Raw genomic sequence first — 23,914 nt, 5'->3', positions numbered from 1 at the left:
AACCGGAGCTCGGCCGTCGCGCGCTTCTGACCTGGTGCTTCTCGGAAGAACCCGATTGGAGGTACCGGCGGCACCCGGACGGAACAGTCGATTCCGTTCGTGGGGACGCGCTCCCGTCGTCACAACCTTGTCCCATCGACCTTGCCGAATGGGTGGCCATGGAGGCCGGGAGGGGTGATCATGAGGAGACCAGAGCGCACTTCCCATGAGGAGGCACGGGTGGCCGAGACTCTGAAGAAGGGCAGCCGGGTGACCGGCGCCGCGCGCGACAAGCTCGCGGCAGACCTGAAGAAGAAGTACGACGCCGGTGCGAGCATCCGGGCGCTGGCCGAGGAGACCGGCCGCTCGTATGGCTTCGTGCACCGCATGCTCAGCGAGTCGGGCGTCACGCTGCGAGGGCGTGGCGGGGCGACACGGGGCAAGAAGGCCCCGTCGGCCTGATCCCGGCGCCACGAGAACCCGATGGTGGCCACCCGGCCGGCCGTCCGACCGGCCGGGTGGTTACTGTGCAGTCACTTAGACGACCGCACCCATCGGAGGCGCCCCATGGCTTCGTCCGCCCAGGACCTCGGTCCGGTACTCGACAAGGACGGCGTACGGCTCACCGTCGACGACGCGATCGCCACGGTGACGCTGACCAACCCGGCCAAGCGCAACGCCCAGAGCCCCGCTCTGTGGCGGGCGCTCGCCGAGGCGGGCCGGCTGCTGCCCGGCTCCGTGCGGGTCGTGGTGCTGCGCGGTGAGGGCAAGTCCTTCTCCGCCGGACTCGACCGGCAGATGCTCAGCCCCGAGGGGATCGCGGGCGAGCCGTCGTTCCTCGACCTCGCGCGCAGCGACGACGCCGCGCTCGACACGGCCATCGCCGGGTACCAGGAGGCGTTCACCTGGTGGCGGCGCAGCGACATCGTGTCCATCGCCGCCGTGCAGGGACACGCCATCGGAGCCGGTTTCCAGCTCGCCCTCGCCTGTGACCTGCGTGTCGTCGCGGACGACGTGCAGTTCGCCATGCGCGAGACCAGCCTCGGACTCGTCCCGGACCTCACCGGCACGCACCCGCTGGTCGGCCTCGTCGGGTACGCCCGCGCGCTGGAGATCTGCGCGACCGGCCGCTTCGTGACCGCCGAGGAGTCCGTGAACACCGGCCTGGCCAACCTCGCCGTGCCCGCGGCCGACCTGGACGCCACCGTCCAGGACCTCGCCGCGGCACTGCTGGCCGCCCCCCGGGACGCCGTCATCGAGACGAAGGCCCTGCTGAGCGGCGCCCGGGACCGCACCTACGACGAGCAGCGCGCCGCCGAACGGGCCGCCCAGGCCCGCCGCCTGCGCGACCTCGCCGGCATCGGCGAGTGACGAGGCGGCCCCGGCACGGGCGGCCGGGGCCGGCCGTGCCGGGGCCGTCCGACCCGGCAGCCGGTCAGTCCAGGTCGGTCACCAGGACCGCCACCGTCGGGTGATCCGGCAGCGCCGCCGCCGCGGCCACGCGGACCGCCCGGGCCACCTCCAGGGGGTGGTGCTCCGCCCGGACCGCGAGCTCCACGCGCGCGTGGCGGCGCGGCAGGGCGGCGCCCCCCGGATGCTCGGACAGGTGCACCGCGCCGCCCGGCGTGCCCGTCAGCCGGGCCACCCCCGGCACGGCGAGCGCGGCCGCCGCGATCCGTCCCCGCTCCGGGTCGCCGGCCTCGGGCGGCGCGGCCGGCCCGGGCTCGTCGCCCGGCGGAGCGCCACCGGACGCCACCGGCGCGTGCGCGTCCAGCAGCTCCGTCACCCGCAGGTCCACCTCCGTCACCGCCAGCCCGATCCGTTCCGCCGCGGCCTCGGCCAGCACCGCCCGCAGCAGGGACGCCGTCACCGGCAGCGGCTGCGCCGCCGTCGCCGCGAACTCCGCCGCCAGCCGCAACGGGCCCGGCGGCAGCGCGCTCGGCGGGGCCGGCACGACCGGCTCCTCCGTCTCCTCCGGCCGGGCCGGCCCGAGCCGCAGGCCGTCCAGGCGCACACCGGGCGCACCCCGTGCCACCGCACGCCGCAGCGGCACCGCCGCCGCCCGCTCCGTGATCCACGCGCCGTCACGCGCTCCGCCCAGGGCCACGATCCTGCCCAGCGCCACCTGTCGCCGCACCGCGTGCGTCCATCCGTCCACCGTCACTCCTCCAGCCTGCCGCATTCCTGGCGCGAGACCGGGCAACCGTGCTTACGGTGGTCGAAGAGGACGATCGAAGGGACGTACGGACATGACCGACATGACCGACGGAGGCTCGGTACGGGCCTCCGATCCCGAGAAGAACCCGATGGAGACCTCCTCCCGCAAAGGTCCCGGGACCCGTCGCGGCGGCGGTGACCCCGCCACCCGCGGCCGTACCACCATCTCCGACGGCGTGGTCGAGAAGATCGCCGGGCTCGCCGCCCGGGACGTGCTCGGCGTCCACGCCATGGGCAGCGGACTGTCGCGGACCTTCGGCGCCATGCGCGACCGGGTGCCCGGCGGCTCCAAAGCGGTGACGCGCGGGGTGAAGGCCGAGGTCGGCGAGGTGCAGACCGCGCTCGACCTGGAGATCGTCGTCGACTACGGCGTGTCCATCTCCGACGTCGCCCGGGCCGTGCGGGAGAACGTCGTCGCGGCGGTCGAGCGGATGACCGGCCTCGAGGTGGTCGAGGTGAACATCGCGGTGAGCGACGTGAAACTGCCCGAGGAGGAGGAAGAGGAGGAACAGGAGACCCGCCTCCAATGAAACCCCGTGAGCGGACGAGACCGGGTGAGCGGAGGAGCGCACCATGAACATGGCCGTGGTCGGCATGATCGCCGGGATGGCACTGGGCTTCGCCGGATACTTCGGTGGTTTCGGAGCCTTCCTGCTGGTGGCGGCCCTCGGCGCCGTCGGCTTCGTCGTCGGGCGGTTCCTCGAGGGGGACCTGGAGTTCGGCGACTTCTTCCGCCCTCGTGACGAACGGCGGCGGTGACGACGGTGAGCACGGGGGCCGTCGCAGCCGGCGGAGGACCGGCAGCCGTCGTGGCGGGCGAGCGCGGGGCGACCAGGATCGCCGACCGGGTGGTCGCGAAGATCGCCTCGCAGGCGGCCCGTGAGGCGATCGGCACCCTGCCGCCGGGCGCCTCGCCACCGCACGCGAGCGTGGTCGTGCGTCACGACGCCGCCCGGGTCCGCGTGCACGTCGAACTCGACTACCCCGGCGACATCGGCGGCCGCTGCCGGCAGGTGCGGCGCAGCGTGGTCGACCGGGTCCGCGAGTGCGCGGGCATGGCGGTCCCCGAGGTCGTCGTCCAGGTGGAGAGGCTGCATCCGGCCACCGCGTTCGCCCCCGAGCACGGGAGGACGCGATGAGCGAACCGCACGGCGCGGTCGTGGAGCAGGACCCGCCACCGTCACCCGGACGGGCGCACGGGACGCGGCGGGCCGACGACGGGCACAAGCGCTTCTGGTCGGCCCGCCGGGTTCCCGCCGGCGTGCTCGCGCTGCTGCTCCTGGTGGTCACCGGCGCGTTCCTGTACGACGTCGTCGCCGTGCGCGCCGGCCGGGACGGGATGAGCTGGCGCCGGGACCTGGCTCGGCAGCTGGCCGAGCGCCCCCTGGACGACGTCTGGGTGCTGACCGGCGCGGGCGTCGCCGCCGCGCTCGGGCTGTGGCTGCTCGTGCTCGCCGTGACGCCCGGCCTGCGCTCGCTGCTCCCGATGCGCCGCACCCACCCCGACGTGCGCGCGGCGCTGCACCGTGACGCCGCCGCGATGGTGCTGCGCGACCGGGCCATGGAGGTGGCGGGTGTGCAGTCGGTGCGGGTCAGGGTGAAGCGACGCCGCACCGACGTCCGCGCGGTGTCGCACTTCCGTGAACTGGACGACGTACGCGCCGACCTGACCGCGGTGCTCGACGCCACGGCCGAGGGTCTCGGCCTGGCCCGGCCCCCCGCGCTGTCGCTGCGCGTGCGGCGGCCCGGACGGAAGGGACGGTAACCGTGCTCAAGGGTGTCAACCGCGTGCTCCTCGCGATCGCCGGCCTGGTGCTGATCGCGCTCGGCGGTTCCGTGCTGGCGATCGGACTGGGCGCGCCCGCGCCGTCCTGGTGGCTGCACGACGGCCGGCACGACGTGCTCCTGGACGAGGCCGAGCGGACCCGGTGGCGGGACGAGGGCTGGTGGTGGCCGGTCGTCATCGCCGCGCTCGCCGTCCTGGTCCTGCTCTGCCTGTGGTGGCTGCTCGCGGTGCTGCGCCGGCGGCGGCCGGCCGAGGTGCTGGTCGACACCGGCGACGGCGAGGGCGCTTCGCTGCGCGGCCGGGCCCTGGAACACGCCCTGGAGGAGGAGGCGAACCGCCTGGACGGAGTGGCCCGCGCGCACGTCCGGCTCACCGGCCGGGCCACGGAGCCGCGGGCCCGGGCGCTCCTCACCCTGGAACCCCACGTCGAGCCGGGGGCGGCCCTGCACGGCCTCACCACGGGCGCCGTCGCCCACGCCCGCGACTCGACGGGCCTCGCCGCGCTCCCGACGGAGGCCCGGCTGCACGCACGGAAACACCGCCCGGAACGCGTCACCTGACGCCCCCGGCCCCGCGCCGGCGGGTCAGAACCCGTGCCGGAAGCCCCCGTCCACCGGCAGCATCACCCCGGACACGTAGGACGCCGCCGGCGACAGCAGGAACGCCGCCGCCCGTCCGAACTCCTGCGGCGTCCCGTACCGCCGCATCGGGATCCGCGACTCCGCCGCCTGGCGCGTGGCCTCCGGATCCGCGGACAGCGCGTCCAGCTCCCGCACCCGGTCGGTGTCGATGCGCCCCGGCAGCACCCCCACCACCCGGATCCCCCGCGGCCCCAGCTCGTCCGCCAGCGACTTGGCGAACCCGGCCAGCCCCGGCCGCAGGCCGTTCGAGATCGTCAGTCCGGGGATCGGCTCGTGCACCGACCCCGACAGCACGAACCCGATGACCCCTCCCTCGCCCAGCTCCGCCGCCGCCGCCCGGGCCATCCGCACCGCACCCAGGAACACCGACTCGAACGCCGACTGCCACTGCTCGTCGGTGGTGTCGGCGACGAACCCCGGGGGCGGTCCGCCCACGCTGACGAGGATGCCGTCGAAGCGCCCGAACCGCTCCCGCGCGGTGGCGATCAGCCGCTCCGGCGCCGCCGGGTCGGCGTTGTCGACGGCTACGCCGACCGCGTTCGGCCCCAGCGCCGCCGCCGCCTCCGCGGCCGACTGCTCCTCCCGGCCGGTGACGACCACCCTCGCACCGTCGGCGACGAGCTCCCGCGCGGAGGCGTTGCCCAGTCCCCGGGTCGCCCCGGTGACGACGTACACCCGGTCCTTCAGTCCAAGATCCATGGCCCTATCCTGCCTCTTCGTCGCCGAACAGGGCGAGAGCGGTGTTCACCAGCCCGATGTGGCTGAACGCCTGCGGGAAGTTCCCCAGCTGCCGCCCGCCCACCGGGTCGTACTCCTCCGCCAGCAGCCCCACGTCGTTGGCCAGCCCCAGCAGCCGTTCGAACAGCTCGCGGGCCTCCTTCGTCCGGCCGGTCATGTGCAGGGCGTCCGCCAGCCAGAACGAGCACACCAGGAACGTGCCCTCCTCACCGGGCAGTCCGTCGACGGGCGCGGCGTCCGGGGTGTAGCGGCGTACGAACCCGTCCTGTCCCAGCTCCGCCCGGACCGCCTCGATGGTGCCGAGCACCCGCGGGTCGTCGGGCGGCAGGAAACCCACCCGGGGGATCAGCAGCAGCGCCGCGTCGAGCTCGCGCGAGCCGTAGGACTGCGTGAACGTGTTCCGCTCCGGGTCGTACCCCTTCTCGCACACCTCCCGGTGCACCTCGTCGCGCAGCTCCCGCCAGCCCTCCAGGTCCCCTTCGAGGTCCGGGTCCTCCTCCATGGCGCGCACCGTGCGGTCGGCGGCCACCCACACCATCACCTTGGAGTGGACGAAGTGGCGGCGGCCGCCGCGCACCTCCCACAGGCCCTCGTCCGGCTGCCGCCAGGCCGTGCGCAGGAACGTCAGCAGCACCGACTGCAGCGCCCACACGTCCGGCTGCGCCGACAGGCCCGAACGCCGGGCCAGCTCCAGGGAGTCGACGACCTCCCCGTACACGTCCAGCTGGAGCTGGTTCACGGCGTCGTTCCCGATGCGCACCGGAGTGGCGCCGCCGAACCCGGGCAGCCACGGCAGCTCGAACTCCGGCAGCCGCCGCTCGCCCGCCAGCCCGTACATGATCTGCAGGTCCGCCGGGTCACCGGCGACCGCGCGGAGCAGCCAGTTGCGCCAGGCCTCCGCCTCCTCCTGGTAGCCGGCGGCCAGCAGCGCGTTCAGCGTCAGGGTGGAGTCGCGCAGCCAGCAGAAGCGGTAGTCCCAGTTGCGCACCCCGCCCGGTTCCTCCGGCAGCGAGGTGGTGGGCGCGGCGACGACACCGCCGGTGGGCCGGTAGGTGAGTGCCTTGAGCGTGATCAGCGACCGGACCACCGCGTCCCGGTGCGGGCCGTCGTACCGGCAGTGGGCCGCCCAGGACTGCCAGTCGTGCACGCTGTGCCGCAGCGAGGAGTACGGGTCGACCAGCGGGGGGCGCGGCTCGTGGGAGGGGTGCCAGGTCAGTACGAACGCGACCCGCTCGCCCTCCTTCACCGTGAACTCCGAGTGGGTGCCCTGGTCCTCGCCCCAGGTGGGCACCTCCGGCACGCTGCGCAGCCACGCCGAGTCGGGTCCCGCCACCGCCACCCGGTGGCCGTCCTCCTTGCGCACCCACGGCACGACCGAGCCGTAGTCGAAGCGCAGCCGGAGCGTGCTGCGCACGGTCACCTCACCCCGTACGCCCTGCACGATGCGCACCAGGTCGGGGGCGCGGTGGCGCTGCGGCATCAGGTCGGTGACCAGCACCGTCCCCTCGTCCGTCTCCCACTCGGTGTCCAGCACGAGGGTGTCCTTGCGGTAGGAGCGGCGGGTGCACCGGCCGGCGCCGGCCGGCGCGATCCTCCAGTGTCCGTTGTCCTCGTCCCCGAGCAGCCGGGCGAAGCAGGCCGCCGAGTCGAAGCGGGGCAGGCAGAGCCAGTCGACCGAGCCGTCCGCGCCCACCAGGGCAGCGGTCTGTTCGTCGCCGATGAGCGCGTAGTCCTCGATACGTTGCACGAGGTGCGGGTTCCCGGCCTCGGGGCGCCGCAATCAGCGTCGTTGCCGCGGGAGTGACGGGTCGTCGGCCGTCCCCGCGCCGGTGCCGGAGAAGATCACCCCGGGGTTCGACGGGGCCTGGTTGAGCACCCACAGGCCGATCAGTGTGGCGAGCGTGAAGACCACGGCGACGAGCACGGTGAGCACGAGCCGCCGGCGGCGTTCCCGGCGCAGCCACTCGCCGCGTGCCGTGCGGTAGGCGTCGGGGTCGGGCAACACCCCGCCCGCCAGGGCCCGCAGGGCGTCGCGCAGTTCCCGCTCGGTGCGCTCCGCCCCGGGCGGCGGGGGCGGTTCGCCCCGGCGGTGGTCCGTGCGGTCCGGGCCGGTGTCGTTCATCGCCGGGCCTCCATCGCCTGGGTCAGCGCGGCGATGCCGCGCCAGGTGTGCGTCTTGACGGAACCGCGGGAGATGCCCATCGCGGCGGCGATCTCGCTCTCCTTCAGCCCCAGCCAGTGCCGCAGCACCAGCGCCTCGCGCTGCCGGGCCGGGAGGCGCTGGAGGGCGTCGATGAGCACCCGCTGGTCGTCCTGGAGCAGTGCGGTGTTCTCCGCGGAGGCCACGGTCTCGTCGGCCGGGGCCGGCGGACGCTCCTCGTGGCGGCGGGCGTCCTGAAGGTGGCGGAGCCGCGCCCGGGTCAGGTGGCAGACCGTGGCGCGCAGCCGTGCCTCCGCCGCCGCCACGTCCTTCAGCCGCCGCCACTTGCGGTAGATCCGGTAGTAGGCCTCGGCCACCACGTTCTCCGGGTCGTCCGCGCCGAGCAGCACGGCGAGCCGCAGCATCGAGGAGTAGTGCAGCTCGAAGAGGCGGGCGACTCCGGCCTCGCGCTCCGGATCGCCCGCGTCCGGGGCGGCGCCCCCAAGCGGCACGGCCGGGGGCGCGGCGGGGGCCGGGGGCAGGGGCGCCCGGGTACGGGGAGGCTGTCCGCGTCTCACGTGCCGTGTGCTCCCGTCCGCGGGCGCCGCCCGGCCGGCAGGCGGGACGGCAGGTCGGTGGTGTCGGCGCCGCGCGGGACGCCGAGCCGGTCGAGCACGGGGGTGCCGGTGACCGCGACGGTCAGGTTGAGCAGCAGCGCCGCGACGCCCGCGTAGATCTCCAGCGGTCCGGTGCCGGCGCCGAGCGGCACGATCGAGGAGAACCCCTCGCGCACCACCAGGTACGTCCCGGCGGCCATGCCCACCGCCCAGCCGGCCAGCAGCGCCCGCGGATGCAGCCACCGCGTGTACAGACCGACCGCCACCGCCGGGAAGATCTGCAGGATCCACACCCCGCCGAGCAGCTGGAGGTTGATGGCGTCCTGGTCGCGCAGCCCGAACACGAACGCGACGGCGCCGGCCTTGGCGGTCAGCGACACCGCCCGGGCGACGCGCACCTGCCGTTTCGGCGTGGCCGTCGGATGGACGTACTCGACGTACACGTTCCGCACGAAGGAGGTCGCCGCGGCGATCGACATCACCGCCGCCGGCACCAGCGCCCCCACGACGATCGCGCCGAACACCAGCCCGGCCAGCGGTTCCGGCATCAGCCGCTCGACGAGCATCGGCACCGCCGCCTCGGCGCCGCCCTCGGGCGCCCGCACCCCGGCCGCCAGGGCCGCGATCCCGAGGAACCCGAACAGTGCCAGCAGCGCGGTCCAGGCGGGCAGCCCCGCCGACACCTTGCGCAGGGTGCGCGTCCCGTCGGCGGCGAAGCCCGCGGTGAGCACGTGCGGGTACATCAGCAGCGCCAGCGCGGAGCCGAGCGCCAGCGTGGCGTAGGCGGGCTGCTGTTCGGGCGTGAGCAGCAGCGGGGAGTGGGCGGCGTCCGTGCCGCCGAGGGCGCGCGCCGCCCCGTCGAACACCGGGCCGGGCCCGCCGAACCGTTCGAGGACCAGCCAGCAGACCGCCGCCAGGGACGCGAACACCGCCACCGCCTTCAGGGCGGAGATCACCGTGGGCGCGCGCAGCCCGTGCCGGTAGGTGGCCAGGGCGAGCCCCGCGAACACCGCCACCATCACCAGGTCGCCGGTGGCTCCGCGCGGGTACAGTCCGCCCGCCGTGAGCACCGCGCGGATGCCGAGCAGTTGCAGCGCCAGGTACGGCATCGTCGCCAGGATGCCGGTCAGCGCCACGGCCAGGGCCAGCGGGGGCGAGCCGTAGCGACCGCGCACGAAGTCGGCGGCGGTGATGTAGCCGTGCCTCCGGGCCACGCTCCACAACCGGCTGAGCAGGACGAACGCGAGCGGGCACACGATGACCGTGTACGGCACCGCGAAGAAGGCGGGCGCGCCGTTGCCGTACGCCAGGCCCGGTACGGCGGTGAAGGTGTACGCGGTGTAGACCGTCCCGCCGAGCAGCAGCCAGGTCCAGCCGGCACCGAGGCTGCGGTCGGCCAGCGCCCAGCCCTCCAGCGAGGGCAGCCGGTCGCCGGGCCGCAGCCGCCGCGCGGTGGCGGCGAGCAGCGACGCCCCGCCGATCACGGCGAGGAACGCCGCGGTCATGGGGCCGTCGGCCATGCGTCACCGTCCCCGTCCCAGAGCTTCCGTCCGCTACGCCGCGTCACTCTCGCACAGAAGCGCCCGGAACCGGGAGGGGAGCGCAGGTCACAGCACGCAAAGGTGAGGTGCGGCCACGGCGCGTGGTGCCTCAGACCGCGGCCGGTTCGGCCTCCTCGGCCTCCGGCTTCCGCGCCGCCGTCCGCTCCCGGACCTCGCGGCGGACCAGCACCACCCAGCCGACCGGCACGGCCGCCGCGAACAGCCACCACTGGATGGCGTACGCGTAGTTCAGCGCCGCGTTCTCGTTCCCGGGGTTGCCGAGCGCCTGTGGGGTGCCGTCCTTCGGCTCGGGCGCGGTCAGCGCCACGTAGCCGCCGAGCACCCGGGCGCCGAGCCGCTCGGCCTCCTGCTCACTGTTGATCAGCATGATCTGCCGGTCGGGGAGGCCCTCGAGGTCCTTGATGCCGCTGGCCTCGGTCGTCTCGTCGGGCATCAGCCGGCCCCTGATGGTGATCTCGCCGCGCGGCGGCGCGGGGACCTCGGGGAACGCGGTCTGGCTCGGGCCGTCCGCGGGGATCCAGCCCCGGTTGACCAGCAGCACCCCGCCGCTGTCCAGGACGAAGGGGGTGAGGACGTGGAAGCCGACCTCGTCGTCGGCGTTGGTGCGGCGGCGGACGACGACCTCGTCGTCCGTGTCGAAGCGCCCCTCGGCGGTCACGGTGCGGTACCGCTCGGCGCGCGTCACGGCGTGCCCGGGGGACGCCAGCCGCTCCACGGGGACCGGGTCGGCCGCCAGCGCGTCGGCGACCAGCTGGTTGCGGGCGGCGCGCTCGTCGTGGCGGTCCATCTGCCAGGTGCCCAGCCAGATCATCGTGGGGATGAGGAGCAGGCCGACCAGGGTGATGATCACCCATTGGCGGGACAACAGAAAGCGGTGCACCCCACGACCGTACAACTCGGTCGTGGGGTGCATTCAGGGGGGTACGTCCTTTCACACCCGGTCGACGATCCCCGCCTTCCCCTCCGCGCGGGCGCAGTGGGCGCCGCAGTACCAGTGACCTTCGGCCTCCACGCCCTGGCCGATGATCTGCACCCGGCAGTGCTCGCAGATCGGGGCCATGCGGTGGATCGCACAGGAGAAGCAGTCGAAGACGTGCACCGCGCCCTGCGCGTGCACCTCGAAGGTCATTCCGTAGCTGTTGCCGCAGACTTCGCATGTCGCCATGGGGCTCAGGGTGAGCCGTCGGCCCGGCGCGGGGCGAGCCGGTCGCGGGCGAGTCGTCCGCCAATCACCCGTCCGCAGGGCCGTCCGCGTACGCCGCTCAGCCCTCCGCGGCGGGTTCGACGTCCCCGAGCAGCTGCCCGAAGGCCGCCTCGTCGACCACCGGCGTGCCGTACTGCCGGGCCTTGACCACCTTGGACGTGCCCGAGTCCGGGTCGTTGGTGACCAGGAGGCTGGTCAGCCGGGACAGGCTGGTCGCGACGTGAAGTCCGGCCTCGGTCGCGCGGTCCTCCAGCAGATCCCGCTCGGTGGAGGTGTCCCCGGAGAACGCCACCCGCATGCCCTGCTTGAGCCGCTTGCCCGGTTCGTACCGGCCCGGGTTGGGGTGGGGGCACGCGGGCCGCTTGCGGGACGGGCGCCAGTGGGCCGGCTGCCGGTACCCGCCGGGGCCCGCCTGCTGTCCGATGCGGGGCCGGTCGGTCCACTCGGTCAGCGGCAGGCACTCGTGCAGCGGCAGCCGTACGCCGCCCGCCGCCGCGGCGCGCAGGCTGGGCCGGAACGCCTCCGCGAGCACCCGCGCGTCGTCCAGCGCGTGGTGCGCCCGCCGCTGGACGACACCGAAGTGCGCGGCGAGCGACTCGAGTTTGTGGTTGGGCAGCGGCAGTCGCAGCTCCTTGGAGAGCGCGATGGTGCACAACCGCTGCTTCACGGGTGCCTCGACGCGGGCGCGGGCGTACTCCCGGGCGATCATCTGCCAGTCGAAGACGGCGTTGTGCGCGACCAGCACCCGGCCCTCCAGCCGGGACGCGAACTCCGCCGCGATGTCCCGGAAGAGCGGCGCCCCCGCCAGTGCCTCGCTCGTCAGACCGTGGATCCACACCGGGCCGGGGTCCCGCTCCGGGTCGACCACCGTGTACCAGTGGTCCTCGACCTCACCGCGCGCGTCCAGCCGGTAGACGGCCGCGGAGATGATGCGGTCGTCCCGGGCCAGCCCCGTGGTCTCCACGTCGACGACCGCGTATCCCCGGGGGTACGAGGCCGGCCACACGGTGGGGGAGGGGGCTGCGGCGGTGAGGTCTTCGAGCATGGTTCACGAGGATACGGGCCTCCGCCGACACTGCGGTCCGTCAGGTGCCCTGTGCGGCCCGCCCGTTCGGATACCGGACATGTCCGGACGGTCCCCGGGAAACCGGATGGGCCGTCGGAGCCCCGGTCACCAGCGGATCGGTACCGGAAGCGCCGTCAGCAGTCCCGACACCGCGACCACCAGGGCGAGCGCGTACACCTCCGCCCGCGCGGGGGAACTCGCGCTGAGCGGGTCGGCCGCGCGGGCCAGCCGGATCCGCGCCCACAGCGCCAGGGCGGCGACACCGGTCATCAGGATCACCTTGGCGAGCAGCACCCGCCCGTACGCGGTGTCCGTGAGCTGCTCGAGGACGGTCTCCGGCGGCATCCGGCGCAGCGAACTGCCCACCCCGGTCGCGGTGAGGGCCGCGAGCAGCAGGGCCGCCCACCGGGCGTAGCGCCCCAGCAGTGCGGCGCCCGCCGCGTCCCGCTTCCACAGCTTCACGGTGCGCAGCGCGTACACCAGGCCGCCCACCCAGAGCGACGCGCAGGTCAGGTGCACCAGCGTCAGCCCGGAGCCGAGCAGCGGGCTGTACTCGGTCGTCGGATGCGCCCGCAGCGCCTCGGCGACGATGACCGCGGCCAGGGGCCACACCTGTGTGCCGGGCCGGGCGGAGGCGGCGCACAGGGCCGCCGCGAGGAAGCCGTTGACCTCCAGCAGGGCGAGCTTTCCGTCCCGGGTGTCGTACAGCCCGCCGACGTCGATGTCCGCCGGGCCGGCGGGGACCAGGTTGCCGGTGGCCACGACGGAGGCGAGACCGAGGGCGGCCGCGAGGCCCACCCAGTTCGCGGCGGCGGACCAGCCGCGGGGCAGCGCGGACGGAGCGCCGGGCAGGGAACGCGCCAGCCCCGCGATGAACAGCTCGCCCACCGGGACCGCCAGCGCGGCGAACAGCACCGTGCGCAGCAGCGCGATGCCGCCGGTGCCGGGAGCCTCGTCCTCGCCGGTGCCGTGCAGCGCCGGGGCCGGGCCGAGGAGCGGTATCAGCGCACCCAGCGTCACCAGCACGATGACGGCGGCGGCCGGCCCGGCACCGGGACGCCGCGCGCCCCGGTGTGCACCGGTCGTCCCGGGCCTGGGTTTCATCAAAGTCACCCCAGGATCTTCACAAGATCACAAGAACAGGGCAAGTGGCGGGCGATATGCGCCTATTGTCCTGCCGCTCCCCGGCCCCGGGCCCCGGGCGGTCGGGTCAGACCCAGCGCGCCGGGTCCGCGCCCCAACGGCCCGGCGGGCGGGCCCAGTCGCGCGGCCCGCCGGCGAACGTCACCGGTGGCAGGACGTAACGCAGTCCGCCCAGCGGACTGTCCGTCCCGGCCAGCCACGGGCCGGGCGGCACCTCGCCGGCCTCCGGCGCGTCCGCCCGTTCCGTTCCCCCCTCCAGCAGCCACGCCGCCGTCCGCGCCAGCGCCACCCGCACGAGCCTGCTCCCGCCCTCGTCCGCCTGGTCGGTGAGCGCCCGCAGCACCCCGGCCGCCAGCAGGTACCCCGAGCCGTGGTCGAGCGCCTGCGCCGGCAGCGCCCCCGGCCGCCCCTCCGTCCCCTCCACCGCCGCGATCCCCGTGGCCACCTGCACCAGGCTGTCGAAACCGCGCCGGCCGGCCCAGGGCCCGTACGCGCCCCACGCCGACAGCTGCGCCACCACCACCCCCGGCCGCCGCCGGGCCAGCGCCCGCGGGGTCAGGCCGAAGCGGTCCAGGGCGCCCGGACGGTACCCGGTGACCACCACGTCCGCCGTCGCGAGCAGCTCCTCGAACGTGTCCCGGTCCGCCTCCAGGTCCAGCCGCGCCGACCGTTTGCCGAAGCCGGTGTCGGCGTGCTGGTCGGGCAGCTCGGGCAGCCAGGGAGCGTCCACGCGCAGCACGTCCGCGCCGAGCAGCGCGAGCGTGCGGGTGGCGACCGGACCCGCGACGACCCGGGTGAGGTCCAGCACCCGCAGCCCGGCGGCGGGCAGCAGCGGGTCCCGCCCCACCCGCGTCAGCACCCGTGCGGGGGACGCGTCCAGCCGCTCCCGCTCCACCAGGGGACGGGAGCGCAGCGCAGCGGCCTGCTCGTGCGCCGCCCACTCCCCGGGCGTGCGCAGTGCCACGGCCAGACCTCCCGCCGCGTACACCGTCTCCTCGACCTCACGCGCGGAGCGCTCGGCGAGCACCGCCGCCGGCTCCCCGGGGCCCGGCTCCGGGTCCCGGGGCAGGCCGAGCGCGGCGAGCAGCCGGTCCCGGTGGTGGGGATAGTTGGCGTGCGTGCGCACCCACCCGTCGGCCGTACGCCAGAACCGCGACAGCGGAGCGAAGCTCTCCGCGGCGCGCCCGCCGACCAGCAGGTGCCGCTCGCTGACGAACGCCGTCGCCACCGCCCCGTCGTCCACCCGGACCTCCGGCACGCCGCCACCGCCCGCGCGCCGCGCCCCGAGCTCGGCGGCGGCCAGCGCGCACGCGCCCACACAGGCCCCCGCCGCCTCCCGTACCGGCAGACGCGCGCGCAGCACCCCGGGGCGTTCGACGGCCGTGACGCGGGAGAGGAGGGCGGGATCGCCGCCCAGGGCGGACCAGACGTACGCGGTGTCGATCATGGAGGCAGTGTGCAGCACCGGCCGCGGCGCGACGAGGGGGAGGACCGGCGGACGGCGGAGGGGCCGGGCGTGTCCGCCCGGCCCCCCGCTCTCACACCTCCCGCGGGACTACCGCGTCACCGCGTCCAGCGCGTCGGTCATGCCCCAGCCGTAGAAGCCGTTGCGGTTCTTCGGGCCCTCGCACACCGCGTCGACCTTGCCGTCGCCGTTGATGTCGTACGGGTCCGTGCACGCCGTGGCGTCGGCCTGCGCGTACAGCAGGGCCTTCACCATCGCCGGCGGGGCGTAGGGGTGCGTCGACTTGATCAGCGCGGCGACGCCCGCGACGTGCGGGGACGCCATCGACGTACCCGCCATGTAACCCCACTTGCCGCCGGGCAGCGTCCCCAGGATGAGGCCGCTGGTGGCGGGCGGGGCCGGCGTCTGATAGGCCGTCGAGTCGCCGCCGGGCGCGGCGATGTCGACGACCCCCCGGCCGTAGTTGGAGAACGACGACTTCAGGCCCTTGGCGCCGGTCGACGCCACCGTCACGACACCCGGCAGCTGCGTCGGGATGTCGAGGCACTCGGAGGGGTCGATGACCCGCTCCGAGGGGGTGCCGTCGTTCGGCGAGACGGGGTCGGTGATCTCGTCGGCCGCGAGGTCGTAGTTCTCGTTGCCGGCCGCCGCCACGTTGACCGCGCCCTTGCGCTCCGCGTACCGCGTGGCCCGGGTGACGGCCTCGAGGAGCGCCTTCTGGTCCGGGTCGTTCTTGCAGTTGAAGTACCAGGGGTCGGTGTAATAGCTGTTGTTGGTGACCTCGACCCCGTGCTCGGCCGCCCACATGAAGCCGCACACCACGGCCTCGGTGTAGAAGTAGCCGTCCGGGTTGGACACCTTGATGCCGGAGACCTTCACACCGGGCGCCACACCGGTCATGCCGACGCCGTTCTTGGCGGCGGCGATCTCACCGGCGACATGCGTGCCGTGCGGGCTCTCCTGCGCGCCCGGCCGCCAGGCCCCCTCGGTCGTGTCCGGCTTGCCCGTCACGCAGTTGACCGACGCGGCCCGGTCGAAGTTCGGCGCGATGTCCGGGTGGGTGTCGTCCACACCGGTGTCGATGACCGCGACCGTGACCTTCGGGCTGCCCAGCGACTTCTCGTGCGCCCGGTCCGCCTTGATGGCGGGCAGGTCCCACTGGAGCCCCTGGAGCGGGTCCTGGCCGGCCGCGGCCTCCGCCTGCGCCTCGGCCACCTCGGAGGCGCTGAGCACCTTCGGGGTGACCGTGTCGTGGGTGGCCGCCGACGGCAGCGGCGCGTTGCGGGTGGCACCGGCCGACTCCACGCCGCGCACCGACCGGATCGTCCGGGCGAAGTCGGCGTTCGAGGAGTGGACGACGATGACGCCGATCCGGTCGTACGACGCCACGATCGTGCCGCCGGCCTCGGCGATCGCCTTCTTCACGTGCGCCGGCGCGCCGTGTCCGCCCCGGATGTTGACCACGTAGCTGAGCGAGGCCGCCTCGTCGGCGGCGGCCGCGGCCGGCCGGTCCTGTGCCGGCGCGGCGGTGGCCGCCGTGCCGGGCAGGATCGCGAGCGCCGTCGCCATGGCCATTCCGGCCGGGACGACGAGCGCGCGGCGGTGGCGCGGGTGGGACGCTGTCATGAAGTCTCCACTTCGTTCACTGGTGCGGGCGGACGGGACGCGCGGGAGCGCGGGCTCACTTGACGGCGCGCAGCGCGTCGACGATGCCGAAGCCGTAGAAACCGTTGACCCGGTTTCCGCCCTCGCATGTCGCGTCCTGCGTTCCGTCACCGTCCTGGTCGTACGACTCCGGGCAACCCGGGTTGTTCGCCTGGGCCTTCAGCAGCGCCTGCAGCGCGGCCGGGGAGGCCCACGGGTGCTTGGACTTCAGCAGCGCGGCGACACCGGCCGCGTGCGGCGAGGCCATCGACGTGCCCTGGAGGAAGGCGTACTGCCCGTTGGGCATGGTGGACAGGATGCGGCCGTCCTTCGACGGCGTGTCCGGCAGCTGGTAACGGCGGTCGCCGCCCGGCGCGGCGACGTCCACGACACGGTGCCCGTACGTGGAGTAGTACGACTTGAGGTTCTGCACGCCCGTCGCGCTGACCGTGACCACGCCCGGCAGCTGCGTCGGCAGGTCGTAGCACTCGCTCGGGTCGATGGTGCGCTCGACCGGCGTGGTGTCGTTCGGGCTGGACGCGTCGTCGATGGCGTCCGCGGCCAGGTCGTGGTTGGAGTTGCCGGCCGAGGCCAGGTGCAGGGTGCCCTTCTTCTGCGCGTACAGCTGGGCCCGGTTCACCGCGTCGACGATCGCCCGCTGGTCCGGGTCGTCCATGCAGTTGTACAGCCACGGGTCCACGTAGTAGCTGTTGTTCGTGATCTCCACACCGTGGTCGGCGGCGAACACGAACGCGCAGACGACGTTCTCCGGGTAGAACAGGCCGTTGTCCGGGTCGCTGACCTTGATGCCGGCCACCTTCACGCCGGGCGCGACACCGGCGACGCCGATGCCGTTGCGGGCCGCGGCGATCTCACCGGCCACGTGGGTGCCGTGGTAGTCGTCGGCCGTGTACGGCCGCCAGGCGCCCTCGCTGGTGTCCGCCTTGCCGCCCACGCAGTTGGCCGACTGGGCGGCGGAGAAGTTCGGCGCCAGGTCCGGGTGGGTGTCGTCGACGCCGGTGTCGATCACGGCGACGGTCACCTTGCCGCTGCCCGGGTTGATCTTCGCGGCCTTGTCGGCGCCGATCGCCCGCAGGTCCCACTGGTCGGCCTCGAGCGGCTCGCTGCCGGGGACCTCGGCGGAGGCGGCGGTCGTCCGCGCGGCCTCGGCGGCGCTCACGTAGTCGGCGGCGCCGACGTCCGTCGTCCCGGCGGGGGCCAGCGGCGCGGTACGGGTCGCACCGGCCGACTGCACGCCGCGCGCCTTGCGGATCTCCTTGCCGAAGTCCGGGTTCGCCGAGTGCACGACGATCACACCGATCTTCTCGTACGTGACCACGACGGTCCCGTCGGCCGCGGCGATCGCCCGCTTCACCGAGGCGATCGTGTGGCGGTCCGCCTTGGTGTTGACGACGTACGCCAGGGCGGGCGCGTCCGTCGCCTGCTCGGCCGACACCGCCTGCGGGGCCGCCGAGGCCGCCGCCGGCAGGAAGCCGAGCGAGGCGGTCAGCGACAGCACGACGGGCACGGCGAGGGCGAGCCGGCGTCTGGAACGCAGATGAGCCATGGGATCTCCACAACATCCGGAAACGAAACCGGCCCGAGACACGGGTGGTGCTCGGGCAGGTACATGACGGGGTGGTGCAGGGTGAAGTTATCCCGCGCGCTCGCTGGCCAGCAATCATTTGCGGGAAACGGCTTCGCAAAACAGCCCCGGAAAAGAAGTGCCGACAGTTGAACCGGCCCTCGCGTGGCGCCGTGCCCTTGGGCAGGAAGCGCGAGGACACTCGGCTTCCGTCCCCGCCCGAACAACCGCACCGCGAGGAGACTCCGTGGCCGCCGAAGCACCGCCCCCCTCGACAGAACAACACAAACTCCCCAGCCCCGAGGAGTTCACCGAGGTGCAGGAGAGCGCTGAGTTCGGTGAACTGCGCCGCTCCTACCGCTCCTTCGCCTTCCCGCTGACCATCGCCTTCATCGTCTGGTACCTGCTCTACGTGCTGCTCTCCAACTACGCGGGCGGCTTCATGGGCAGCAAGCTGTTCGGCAACATCAACGTCGCCTTCGTCTTCGGCGTACTGCAGTTCGTCACCACCTTCCTCATCGCCTGGTGGTACTCCCGGCACGCCGCGGCCAAGCTCGACCCGAAGGCCGAGGCCATCAAGACCCGTATGGAGGGCGGCGCATGAGCCCCGCGATCACCCATGTCACCCTCGCCGCGAACGAGGCGAGCGAACACCGCGCGCTGATCATCACCCTGTTCGCGCTGTTCGTCGTGGCGACCCTCGGCATCACCGTCTGGGCGGGCCGGCAGACCAAGGACGCCGCCGACTTCTACGCGGGCGGACGCCAGTTCAGCGCCTTCCAGAACGGCCTCGCCGTCTCCGGCGACTACATGTCGGCCGCGTCCTTCCTCGGCATCGCGGGCGCGATCGCCCTCTTCGGCTACGACGGCTTCCTGTACTCCATCGGCTTCCTGGTCGCCTGGCTGGTCGCGCTCCTCCTGGTCGCCGAACCGCTGCGCAACTCCGGCCGCTACACGATGGGCGACGTCCTCGCCTACCGCATGCGCCAGCGCCCGGTGCGCACCGCCGCCGGCACCTCCACCATCGTCGTGTCGATCTTCTACCTGCTGGCCCAGATGGCCGGCGCGGGCGTCCTCGTCTCGCTGCTGCTCGGCATCACCTCCGACGCCGGCAAGGTCCTCATCGTCGCCCTCGTCGGCATCCTGATGATCGTGTACGTCTCCATCGGCGGCATGAAGGGCACCACCTGGGTGCAGATGATCAAGGCCGTGCTGCTCATCGGCGGCACGATCCTCATCACCTTCCTGGTGCTGCTGAAGTTCAACTTCAACATCTCCGACCTGCTGGGCAGCGCCGCCGAGAACAGCGGTAAGGGCGACGCCTTCCTCGAGCCCGGACTCCAGTACGGCGCCGACGGCACCACCAAGCTGGACTTCATCTCCCTCGGCATCGCCCTGGTGCTCGGCACCGCCGGCCTGCCGCACATCCTGATCCGCTTCTACACGGTGCCCAACGCCAAGGCCGCCCGTAAGTCCGTGAACTGGGCCATCGGCATCATCGGCGGCTTCTACCTGATGACCATCGCCCTCGGCTTCGGCGCGGCCGCACTGATCTCCCAGGACGAGATCATCGCGTCCAACCCGTCCGGCAACACCGCCGCGCCGCTGCTCGCCCTGCACCTGGGCGGCGTCGACTCGGCCTGGGGCGCGATCCTGCTCGCCACCATCTCCGCGGTCGCCTTCGCGACGATCCTCGCGGTGGTCGCCGGACTCACCCTCGCCTCGTCGTCTTCCTTCGCGCACGACATCTACGCCAACGTCATCCGCAAGGGGCAGGCCACCGAGAAGGAGGAGATGCGGGCGGCCCGCTGGGCGACCGTCCTGATCGGCATCGTCTCCATCGCGCTCGGCGCCCTCGCCCGCGACCTGAACGTGGCCGGCCTGGTCGCCCTGGCCTTCGCGGTCGCCGCGTCCGCCAACCTGCCGACCATCCTCTACAGCCTGTTCTGGAAGCGGTTCACCACCCAGGGCGCCCTGTGGTCGATCTACGGCGGCCTCATCGTCGCCGTCGGCCTGGTGCTGTTCTCGCCCGTGGTCTCCGGCGACCCCAAGGCGATGTTCCCCGACGTCGACTTCGCCTGGTTCCCGCTGAAGAACCCGGGCATCATCTCCATCCCGTTCGGCTTCCTGATGGGCTGGCTCGGCACGGTCCTGTCCAAGGAGGAGCCGGACGCCAAGAAGTACGCGGAGCTGGAGGTCCGGTCCCTCACCGGCACCGGCGCCCACTGATCCACCCCTCGCGCGGCGGCCGCGTCACAGGCGTTTCCAGGAGCCTGCGACGCGGCCGCCGCGCTTCCCGTGCCCCCCGGGTCGCTGTGGGTTGTCGGTGGTGTCACGTAGGCTCGCAGGTATCGGGACAGGAGTGATACGCGTCGAGGGAGGGGGCCCAACGTGCTCATCGACACCTACGGCCGGGTGGCCACCGACCTGAGGGTCTCGCTGACCGACCGGTGCAACCTGCGTTGCACCTACTGCATGCCCGAGGAGGGCCTGCAGTGGCTGGCCAAGCCCGACCTGCTGACCGACGACGAGATCGTCCGTCTGATCGACGTCGCCGTGACCGCCCTCGGTATCGAGGAGGTCCGCTTCACCGGCGGCGAGCCCCTGCTGCGGCCCGGACTCGTCGGCATCGTCGAGCGCGTCGCCGCCCTGGAGCCCCGCCCGCAGATGTCCCTCACCACCAACGGCATCGGCCTGCGGCGCACCGCGACCGCCCTGAAGACGGCGGGCCTGGACCGGGTCAACGTCTCGCTCGACACCCTCCGGCCCGACGTCTTCAGGACCCTCACCCGCCGCGACCGCCACAAGGACGTCCTCGACGGCCTGCACGCGGCCCACGAGGCCGGCCTGACCCCCGTGAAGGTCAACTCCGTCCTGATGCCGGGGCTCAACGACGACGAGGCCCCCGACCTCCTCGCCTGGGCCGTGGAACACGACTACGAGCTGCGCTTCATCGAGCAGATGCCCCTGGACGCCCAGCACGGCTGGAAGCGCGACGGCATGATCACCGCGGGGGACATCCTCACCTCGCTGCGCACCCGCTTCGATCTGACCCCGGAGGGCGAGGAGGCGCGCGGCTCCGCACCGGCCGAGCGCTGGCTGGTCGACGGCGGCCCGCACCGCGTCGGGGTCATCGCCTCCGTCACCCGGCCCTTCTGCGCCGCCTGTGACCGCACCCGCCTCACCGCCGACGGCCAGGTCCGCACCTGCCTGTTCGCGACCGAGGAGACCGACCTGCGGGCCGCGCTGCGCTCCGGCGCCGGTGACGAGGAGATCGCCCGCATCTGGAAACGCGCCATGTGGGGCAAGAAGGCCGGTGCGGGTCTGGACGACCCGTCCTTCGTCCAGCCGGACCGCCCGATGTCCGCGATCGGGGGCTGACCGCCCGCCGGGGGTCTGCCTCAGGCCCCCCGCGCCTCCCACTCCTCGAAGCGGACGACGTCCTTGAGGAACCCCCGGACGCCGAGGAACTCTGACAGGTGCTCCCGGTGGTCCTCACAGGCGAGCCAGGTCTTGCGCCGCTCGGGCGTGTGCACCTTGGGGTTGTTCCAGGCGAGCACCCACACGGCAGCCGCGCGGCAGGCCTTGGCGGAACAGATCGGCGTCTCGGGATCAGGGACCATCACACGGCGAGCCTAACCCGGAGGGAAAAGGCGACGCCGAGCAGCCACGGGGGGAGCTGCCCGGCGTCGGTCCGTCGCTCCGACGGGGGATGCGGAGCGCGTACGAAGTATGTCACGGGTCACCCCGCCCCCGGCACCGGAAGCACATGATTGATCTGAGGTTTTCTTGAGCTTGGCGTGGAAGTGTCTTCCGCTCGGCGCCCTCACCCGTCACGCCCCGATCTTCACGACCGCTCGGGCCGCTCCGTTCGTGCGCCCGGCCCCGCTCCCGGCGCCACGTCCTCCGCATCGGGTTCCGCCGCGCCGTCGTCCGTCCGCGGCGGCGCGATCATCGGCTTCATCGGCGTCGTCACGAAGGTCGACGGCAGCGACGGCGCGTTCTCGCGTCCCGCGTTGGCGATCACCACCGCCACGTACGGCAGGACCGCCCCGAGCACCAGCGCCACGATCGCGACATGCCGCTCCACGTTCCACAGCGTCGCCGCGAGGATGACCGAGATCGTGCGGACGCCCATCGAGATCACGTACCGGCGCTGGCGGGCGCGTACATCCTCCTGCAGGCCCGTCCGCGCGCCGGTGATCCGGAACACCTCGACGCCGCCGCCATGCCGCTTCCGCATCACATTCCACCATCCGCCCGCTGAGGACCAACCCCGCCCCGGCCGTCCCGTGCCCCGGTCGGGGAACGCAAGGCCCGGACAGGTCCACGTTACGCCGCCCCCGCCCCGGTCACGAGCCCGGGTCGGGGTGCCCGCCCCGGGCGGACCGCCTGCGCCGTAGCGCGTACGCGCCGCCCGACATGCGGCGTACCGCCTCTCGGCCGAGACTGGTCAGCAATGCTCGCGTCGAGCGTACAAGGAGGCATCCATGGGCTGGTTGTGGGCGATCATCGTCGGTTTCGTGCTCGGTCTGATCGCCAAGGCGGTGATTCCCGGCAAGCAGCACCTCCCGCTGTGGCTGGCCACCATCTGCGGCATGGTCGGCGCCGTCGCGGGCAACGCCCTGGCGCGGGGCTTCGGCGTGGAGGCCACGAGCGGCATCGACTGGAGCCGGCACATCTTCCAGCTGATCGCGGCGATCGTGATCGTCTTCTTCGTGGACATGCTGTACACCACGATGAAGCGCAACAAGGAGCGCAGCGAGCGGGCCTGAGCCGCCGCCGGGAGGACGACGAAGGGCGGCCCCGGCGCCCGCCGGAAGCCGCCCTCGCGAGCCGTGGGCTCAGCCGGCCGTGACCTCCACCGCCGCCAGGTTCTTCTTGCCGCGGCGCAGCACCAGCCAGCGCCCGTGCAGCAGGTCCTCCTTCGCGGGGACGGCGTCCTCGGCGGTCACCTTGACGTTGTTCACGTAGGCACCGCCCTCCTTCACCGTGCGCCGCGCGGCCGACTTGCTCGGCACCAGACCCACCTCGGCGAACAGGTCGACCACCGCGGACAGCTCGGCCACCGCGACGTGCGGCACCTCGGAGAGCGCCGCCGCCAGCGTGCGGTCGTCCAGCTCACCCAGCTCGCCCTGACCGAACAGGGCCTTCGACGCGGCGATCACGGCGGCCGTCTGGTCGGCGCCGTGCACCAGCGTCGTCAGCTCCTCCGCCAGCGCGCGCTGCGCGGCCCGCGCCTGCGGACGCTCCTGGGTCTGCCGCTCCAGCTCCTCCAGCTCCTCGCGGGACCGGAAGGACAGGATCCGCATGTACCCGGAGATGTCCCGGTCGTCCGCGTTCAGCCAGAACTGGTAGAACGCGTAGGGCGTCGTCATCTCCGGGTCGAGCCAGACGGCGCCGCCCTCGGTCTTGCCGAACTTGGTGCCGTCCGCCTTCGTCATCAGCGGCGTGGCGTAGGCGTGGGCCGTGGCGTCCGGCTCCAGCCGGTGCAGCAGGTCCAGGCCCGCCGTGAGGTTGCCCCACTGATCGCTGCCGCCCTGCTGCATCGTGCAGCCGTAGCGCCGGTACAGCTGGAGGAAGTCCATCGCCTGCAGCAGCTGGTAGCTGAACTCCGTGTAGCTGATGCCCTCGGAGGACTCCAGACGCCGGGCGACCGAGTCCTTCGTCAGCATCTTGTTGACACGGAAGTGCTTGCCGATGTCCCGCAGGAACTCGATCGCGGAGAGGTTCTGCGTCCAGTCGAGGTTGTTGACCATCATGGCCGCGTTCTCGCCCTCGAAGGTCAGGAAGGGCTCGATCTGGCCACGCAGCCGCTCGACCCAGCCCGCGACGGTCTCCGGCGGGTTCAGCGTCCGCTCGGCGGTCGGGCGCGGGTCACCGATCTGGCCGGTGGCCCCGCCGACCAGCGCCAGCGGCCGGTGACCGGCCTGCTGCAGCCGGCGCAGCGTGAGGACCTGCACCAGATGCCCCACGTGCAGCGACGGAGCGGTCGGGTCGAAGCCGCAATAGAACGTGACGGGACCGTCCGCGAGCGCCTTGCGCAAAGCGTCCTCGTCGGTGGACTGGGCGAACAGCCCGCGCCACTTCAGCTCGTCGACGATGTCCGTCACGGTTCTCGTGTCTC

Annotated in this window: 27 protein-coding genes; 11 read left to right on the top strand and 16 right to left on the bottom strand. The window is 73.4% G+C overall.

Annotated elements, in window-relative coordinates; genetic code table 11:
• Window positions 1–219 precede the first annotated feature (219 nt).
• Together IE118_RS00260 and IE118_RS00255 are read left to right on the top strand one after the other, a co-directional pair.
• Window positions 220–441: a helix-turn-helix domain-containing protein gene (locus tag IE118_RS00260; RefSeq protein ID WP_029385158.1), complete on the top strand. Its 222-nt coding sequence runs from the start codon at window positions 220–222 to the stop codon at window positions 439–441.
• Between the two features lie 105 nt (window positions 442–546).
• The gene (locus IE118_RS00255) at window positions 547–1,350 is read left to right on the top strand and encodes an enoyl-CoA hydratase/isomerase family protein (protein ID WP_189555137.1); all 804 of its coding nucleotides are present in this window, start codon (window positions 547–549) and stop codon (window positions 1,348–1,350) included.
• 64 nt (window positions 1,351–1,414) lie between these two features.
• Here IE118_RS00255 and IE118_RS00250 read toward each other — a convergent pair whose 3' ends face one another.
• Window positions 1,415–2,143: a nucleopolyhedrovirus P10 family protein gene (locus tag IE118_RS00250; RefSeq protein WP_229846627.1), complete on the bottom strand. Its 729-nt coding sequence runs from the start codon at window positions 2,141–2,143 to the stop codon at window positions 1,415–1,417.
• Window positions 2,144–2,228: 85 nt separating this feature from the next.
• Here IE118_RS00250 and IE118_RS00245 point away from each other — a divergent pair, with 85 nt between their 5' ends.
• From IE118_RS00245 to amaP, 5 genes are read left to right on the top strand one after another with little or no spacing between them, the layout of a single operon-like run.
• Window positions 2,229–2,726: an Asp23/Gls24 family envelope stress response protein gene (locus tag IE118_RS00245; protein WP_189555135.1), complete on the top strand. Its 498-nt coding sequence runs from the start codon at window positions 2,229–2,231 to the stop codon at window positions 2,724–2,726.
• 43 nt (window positions 2,727–2,769) lie between these two features.
• The gene (locus IE118_RS00240; protein ID WP_189555134.1) at window positions 2,770–2,955 is read left to right on the top strand and encodes a hypothetical protein; all 186 of its coding nucleotides are present in this window, start codon (window positions 2,770–2,772) and stop codon (window positions 2,953–2,955) included.
• Window positions 2,952–3,335 (top strand): hypothetical protein, encoded by a 384-nt coding sequence (locus tag IE118_RS00235; RefSeq protein ID WP_221345286.1) that lies wholly within the window; start codon window positions 2,952–2,954, stop codon window positions 3,333–3,335. The genes IE118_RS00240 and IE118_RS00235 overlap by 4 nt, the downstream gene beginning before the upstream one ends.
• Window positions 3,332–3,961: a DUF6286 domain-containing protein gene (locus IE118_RS00230; RefSeq protein WP_221345287.1), complete on the top strand. Its 630-nt coding sequence runs from the start codon at window positions 3,332–3,334 to the stop codon at window positions 3,959–3,961. The genes IE118_RS00235 and IE118_RS00230 overlap by 4 nt, the downstream gene beginning before the upstream one ends.
• 2 nt (window positions 3,962–3,963) lie before the next feature.
• Complete coding sequence (gene amaP / locus IE118_RS00225) at window positions 3,964–4,542, top strand: alkaline shock response membrane anchor protein AmaP (protein ID WP_189555133.1); 579 nt, start codon at window positions 3,964–3,966, stop codon at window positions 4,540–4,542.
• 24 nt (window positions 4,543–4,566) lie between these two features.
• Here amaP and IE118_RS00220 read toward each other — a convergent pair whose 3' ends face one another.
• From IE118_RS00220 to IE118_RS00165, 12 genes are all read right to left on the bottom strand, one after another.
• The gene (locus IE118_RS00220) at window positions 4,567–5,322 is read right to left on the bottom strand and encodes an SDR family oxidoreductase (RefSeq protein ID WP_189555132.1); all 756 of its coding nucleotides are present in this window, start codon (window positions 5,320–5,322) and stop codon (window positions 4,567–4,569) included.
• Between the two features lie 4 nt (window positions 5,323–5,326).
• Entirely contained in the window at window positions 5,327–7,108 is a 1,782-nt protein-coding gene (locus IE118_RS00215) for a glycoside hydrolase family 15 protein (protein ID WP_189555131.1), read from the bottom strand.
• 33 nt (window positions 7,109–7,141) lie between these two features.
• Window positions 7,142–7,483, bottom strand: a complete 342-nt coding sequence (locus IE118_RS00210; RefSeq protein WP_189555130.1) for a hypothetical protein — start codon at window positions 7,481–7,483, stop codon at window positions 7,142–7,144.
• Window positions 7,480–8,079 carry a sigma-70 family RNA polymerase sigma factor gene (locus IE118_RS00205; protein ID WP_189555129.1) on the bottom strand — a complete coding sequence of 200 codons (600 nt, stop codon included), beginning with the start codon at window positions 8,077–8,079 and terminating at the stop codon, window positions 7,480–7,482. Before IE118_RS00205 ends, IE118_RS00210 begins: the two co-directional genes overlap by 4 nt.
• The gene (locus IE118_RS00200) at window positions 8,076–9,638 is read right to left on the bottom strand and encodes a sodium:solute symporter family protein (RefSeq protein ID WP_189555128.1); all 1,563 of its coding nucleotides are present in this window, start codon (window positions 9,636–9,638) and stop codon (window positions 8,076–8,078) included. Before IE118_RS00200 ends, IE118_RS00205 begins: the two co-directional genes overlap by 4 nt.
• A 130-nt stretch (window positions 9,639–9,768) precedes the next feature.
• Window positions 9,769–10,560 (bottom strand): SURF1 family cytochrome oxidase biogenesis protein, encoded by a 792-nt coding sequence (locus IE118_RS00195; RefSeq protein WP_229846626.1) that lies wholly within the window; start codon window positions 10,558–10,560, stop codon window positions 9,769–9,771.
• A 51-nt stretch (window positions 10,561–10,611) separates the two neighbouring features.
• Window positions 10,612–10,845, bottom strand: a complete 234-nt coding sequence (locus IE118_RS00190; RefSeq protein ID WP_189555126.1) for a metallothionein — start codon at window positions 10,843–10,845, stop codon at window positions 10,612–10,614.
• A 97-nt stretch (window positions 10,846–10,942) separates the two neighbouring features.
• Window positions 10,943–11,929 carry a DEDDh family exonuclease gene (locus tag IE118_RS00185; protein ID WP_189555125.1) on the bottom strand — a complete coding sequence of 329 codons (987 nt, stop codon included), beginning with the start codon at window positions 11,927–11,929 and terminating at the stop codon, window positions 10,943–10,945.
• A 126-nt stretch (window positions 11,930–12,055) separates the two neighbouring features.
• On the bottom strand, window positions 12,056–13,054 hold the full coding sequence (locus IE118_RS00180) for a CopD family protein (RefSeq protein WP_189555124.1): 999 nt from the start codon (window positions 13,052–13,054) through the stop codon (window positions 12,056–12,058).
• Window positions 13,055–13,160: 106 nt separating this feature from the next.
• Window positions 13,161–14,540 carry a CoA transferase gene (locus IE118_RS00175; RefSeq protein ID WP_189555123.1) on the bottom strand — a complete coding sequence of 460 codons (1,380 nt, stop codon included), beginning with the start codon at window positions 14,538–14,540 and terminating at the stop codon, window positions 13,161–13,163.
• 108 nt (window positions 14,541–14,648) lie between these two features.
• A complete protein-coding gene (locus IE118_RS00170) occupies window positions 14,649–16,184 on the bottom strand; it encodes a S8 family peptidase (RefSeq protein ID WP_189555122.1) in 1,536 nt (511 codons plus the stop codon).
• Between the two features lie 55 nt (window positions 16,185–16,239).
• On the bottom strand, window positions 16,240–17,769 hold the full coding sequence (locus IE118_RS00165; RefSeq protein WP_189555121.1) for a S8 family peptidase: 1,530 nt from the start codon (window positions 17,767–17,769) through the stop codon (window positions 16,240–16,242).
• Window positions 17,770–18,034: 265 nt separating this feature from the next.
• Between IE118_RS00165 and IE118_RS00160 the strand changes: the two genes are divergently transcribed.
• From IE118_RS00160 to moaA, 3 genes are all read left to right on the top strand, one after another.
• Complete coding sequence (locus tag IE118_RS00160) at window positions 18,035–18,391, top strand: DUF485 domain-containing protein (protein WP_189555120.1); 357 nt, start codon at window positions 18,035–18,037, stop codon at window positions 18,389–18,391.
• Window positions 18,388–20,016, top strand: a complete 1,629-nt coding sequence (locus IE118_RS00155; RefSeq protein WP_189555119.1) for a monocarboxylic acid transporter — start codon at window positions 18,388–18,390, stop codon at window positions 20,014–20,016. Before IE118_RS00160 ends, IE118_RS00155 begins: the two co-directional genes overlap by 4 nt.
• A 162-nt stretch (window positions 20,017–20,178) precedes the next feature.
• Window positions 20,179–21,168, top strand: coding sequence for a GTP 3',8-cyclase MoaA (gene moaA, locus IE118_RS00150; RefSeq protein WP_189555118.1), 990 nt, complete (start codon window positions 20,179–20,181; stop codon window positions 21,166–21,168).
• A gap of 20 nt (window positions 21,169–21,188) precedes the next feature.
• Here the strand turns inward: moaA and IE118_RS00145 are convergent, their stop codons facing one another.
• On the bottom strand, window positions 21,189–21,410 hold the full coding sequence (locus IE118_RS00145) for a hypothetical protein (protein ID WP_189556032.1): 222 nt from the start codon (window positions 21,408–21,410) through the stop codon (window positions 21,189–21,191).
• 224 nt (window positions 21,411–21,634) lie between these two features.
• On the bottom strand, window positions 21,635–22,030 hold the full coding sequence (locus IE118_RS00140; RefSeq protein WP_189555117.1) for a DUF3099 domain-containing protein: 396 nt from the start codon (window positions 22,028–22,030) through the stop codon (window positions 21,635–21,637).
• Between the two features lie 247 nt (window positions 22,031–22,277).
• On the opposite strand from IE118_RS00140, the gene IE118_RS00135 reads away from it, so the two are divergent.
• Window positions 22,278–22,562, top strand: a complete 285-nt coding sequence (locus IE118_RS00135) for a GlsB/YeaQ/YmgE family stress response membrane protein (RefSeq protein WP_189555116.1) — start codon at window positions 22,278–22,280, stop codon at window positions 22,560–22,562.
• Window positions 22,563–22,631: 69 nt separating this feature from the next.
• Here IE118_RS00135 and tyrS read toward each other — a convergent pair whose 3' ends face one another.
• Window positions 22,632–23,900 carry a tyrosine--tRNA ligase gene (tyrS, locus tag IE118_RS00130; RefSeq protein WP_189555115.1) on the bottom strand — a complete coding sequence of 423 codons (1,269 nt, stop codon included), beginning with the start codon at window positions 23,898–23,900 and terminating at the stop codon, window positions 22,632–22,634.
• Window positions 23,901–23,914 lie beyond the last annotated feature (14 nt).

This window comes from Streptomyces pilosus (assembly GCF_014649835.1).
GTDB classification, from domain to species: domain Bacteria; phylum Actinomycetota; class Actinomycetes; order Streptomycetales; family Streptomycetaceae; genus Streptomyces; species Streptomyces pilosus.
This window is presented reverse-complemented; position numbering and strand designations above follow the sequence as displayed.